Genomic DNA, 2,931 nt, shown 5'->3' on the forward strand with positions numbered 1-2,931 from the left:
CGCCTTCTCAAGCTCAACCTCCGCTTTGCCACGCCGGTCAAACTCCCCCTTCAGTAGATTTCTCATTTCCTGCACGATTTGGTTTCCCCCCTTCAGAACTTTGGCCATACTGCCTCCAAAAACATACTGTGCCAGCGAGTTTGTAGCTGACCATGTTGGGGCAACCAAACCCTCCCTGAGTTTTACGGCTTCTCTCTCGATTTCCGAGGTCAATGCAGCCGGATCCATCTCCCCGACCGCAGAAACCTCTACCCCCCGAATCCTGGACACCGCCAAAGCCAGGCCGTCCCGGCGGGCATCTGCGGTATATGCCTCGGCTGCATCAGCCAACACCGTATTAGCGTCGGCCTGCGTCTTCACAGTCGGAGCCTCCCGGCCGAAAATCCGAAATACATTAGCCACTCCAGCAGCCAAACCAGCGACAATTCGACCAACAATGGCCCTATTGACATCTTGAGCCAATGTCTCCACCGTCGCATCCTTCGAAACTTCACTCCTGCCAAAGAACTTGAGAACATTTGCCCAGGCACCAATCTCGGCCTCTTGACGGATTCCCACGATACCTGACTCCAATTCTCTTTCGATTTCCACAACCGTTTCGGCCTTCGCCTTTTTGCCCGGAAACAATTTGGCAAAGACCCGTTGGAACCCTCGAAGCTCGGCTTCTGCCTCTTCCCGCTTGGCCGCAGCCAGACTAGTTTCCGCCTGCTTCCGAGCCGCGTCTTCTGCCCGAGTCCGAGCCATCCCTGCAGCCGCCAATTCGGCGACGGCTTTCCGGCGATCCGCCTCAATGTCGGCCTGGAGTTGCGCCACTTCTGTTTCCCAAGCCTCAGCCCTGGCGTCAAATTCAGCCTGGCGGGTCGCCAACTCGGCGATCCCCACCTCCGCTTCCCGGGCGGCTTCGTCCGCACGCCTTGCCGCCGACTCGGCCAGTTCTCTGGCGTTTTCCGCAGTGTCGATGTCTAAGAGCGCCTTTTTGCCAATTTCTTCCAGTTCATCCTTGCGATCCTTCAAGTGTTTTTCCTCGACCGAAGTGGTTCCAAAGGTCGCGTAGTCGACTGCGGCAGCCATGCCCGCAGACGCCATTTCTGTAACAATCTCCGGCGGAAGCCGATCCTTGATGGCACCCCGCCATATCCTCTCCAACCACAGGTCCAAATACCGATCCTCCAGATCCTTATCATCCGCAGTTGCAATCGTCCTGAATCGACCGGGGCCGTCTTTTCGACAAATGACGCGGTCTGCTAACGCGGGATCCCCGCCTTCCTCAGCCAACCGAACCAGATTCAACTTATGCCGGAACGAATAGCCGAGAATGGCATCCTGCTGTAGCGAGCGTTTGCCCGAGATCTTGCGAAATTCAATTCCGGCGACAGGCTCGGGTTCCAATTCTTTGGAAGCAATCAGAGCCCTCTTTCTCGCACCGATTGCACTGGGACCGGGATTCAAGACCTTTTCTTCCGCCAGCGAGGAGCGGGCCATGGCGGCAGCCTTCTCGCGCCAGGGCTTCAAAATTTTCCCCAACTTCCAGGCGGTTTCCACATACGGCTTGATCATCGTGAATTGGATATGGAGGTGGCAGTCTCGGTTTCTCATTCGGTGTGCAACCGCCGACACCGCTTCGCAGCCCACTGCCTCTTCGAGATTTTCCACAGTCAGGTCCATCGCCTTGGCAAGGTCTTCCAGTGTGAGGTGCCGCCCTGCAATTTCACCTTCATGAGGCATGAGTCGCACCATGATGGACTTCAACACACCAGATGCCTTGCGCTCCTTGATTTGCCGGGGGCGCATTTTTTTTCCTCTTGGGGTATCCATGTATTTGCCCTTGCGGATGCTGGCAACCTTACCAGCCTGAACCAAGCGACCATCGAGATCTCGGTAAGCCTCACGCTCACGACGGATCCTGCTGTGAGCGGCTACACATTCGTCGCCATCATGCGCCTCGCCTATAACTTTGCCGTCCGCATCCCGAAAATAGAGACGCTGTTCCAAAATCAATTCCCCTCTTTCGACACCCAGTTGGTCCCCTTCCTCGTAATCCGAGATCGTATCGTCCACCTGTAGCTTTGGCACTTCCAGTTCGGGCAACCCCGCCTTGAGGCGCATCGGATTGATGAACTCCTTCAATTGCTTGATTGAGTCCCGCGCGAGATCCCCTTTCCGCATTAAATGACCGTCAGCCCTTTCTGTATTGATGGCCTTGCTCGTGCAGGACATCTTTATTCCACTTCTGCCACCAGGTTGATTTACGCCTCCCATGCTACTCAATTGAGTTGAAAATGTAGTTTTGTCAAGTTTATGTATGTTTCCGACTCAAGAGGGGGGCTGGCAAAAATGTCCAAAAACGGGGTTTTGTCGTTTTTTCCAGCCCCCAACTCTTGCCCTGCCGGGAGCCCGCTCTGAAGGCGCGGTGCCGGGCTTTGCCCCCGCCCGTCGGCGGTTCCCCCATTGGATCCGGATAAATCCGGACTCGACTCAAGTTATTGGATAGCCAATACCCCTTGAGCCCAGCTGCGCGTGCATTCGCGCTCCCAAATCTGGCGGACGCGCCACCACCTTTCTGTGTCGGCATCGACCCAGGGCGGCAACCGACTCGGCGCACCCGCCGTTGAATTTCCGGGGTCGGTTTCCATTCCGGCCCCCCAATTTTCGGGGTCGGCTTCGGCCCCGGGGCCCTAGCGATCCGGCGACACCGCCTTTGAATTCCCGGGTCGGATTCCATTTCGGAGCCCCCATGACCGACTCGGCATCGGCCCAGGGTCGCACCGGCCCGGCGCACCCACCGTTGAATTTCCGGGGTCGGTTTCCATTCCGGCCCCCCAATTTTCGGGGTCGGCTTCGGCCCCGGGGCCCTAGCGATCCGGCGACACCGCCTTTGAATTCCCGGGTCGGATTCCATTTCGGAGCCCCCATGACCGGCTCGGCATCGGC

1 protein-coding gene is annotated in these 2,931 nt (G+C 57.4%); it reads right to left on the reverse strand.

Annotated elements, in window-relative coordinates:
* Window positions 1-2,217: hypothetical protein (locus tag WCS52_19425; GenBank protein MEI6169360.1), on the reverse strand; the 2,217-nt coding region annotated here is incomplete at its 3' end.
* Window positions 2,218-2,931 lie beyond the last annotated feature (714 nt).

Source organism: bacterium (assembly GCA_037128595.1).
GTDB lineage: Bacteria > Verrucomicrobiota > Kiritimatiellia > CAIKKV01 > CAITUY01 > JAABPW01.